Here is a 288-nt window from a genome sequence, read left to right on the forward strand (position 1 = left end):
ACGACTATTCGGCAAAGTAGCTGTACACAGAAAACATAGCTGCAAAGATAAAATAACAGTCACGATATTGAACCACAATTGAGGCTTACGAAGTATACCAAGCTGTGTTCCATAAGACATTTTCTCTTTAACCGGCATAGAAGGAAGCCAAATGAGGATTCCCACAAAGGCAATCATGCTTACAACAGCCCCAAACAAGAAAGCGGCTTCTAACGATATTTCTCTGCGAGATAAGAAGTTAAAGACACGCCAAAGCAATCCGACCGTTATTCCGGCGAGTCGTCGTGT

General features: G+C 42.7%; 1 pseudogene. It reads right to left on the reverse strand.

The window, feature by feature from the left end:
* Positions 1-7: 7 nt before the first annotated feature.
* Positions 8-288, reverse strand: a pseudogene (locus tag QD47_RS33650) (MFS transporter); the annotation flags it as partial.

The organism is Paenibacillus terrae, assembly GCF_000943545.1.
GTDB classification, from domain to species: Bacteria; Bacillota; Bacilli; order Paenibacillales; family Paenibacillaceae; genus Paenibacillus; species Paenibacillus terrae_A.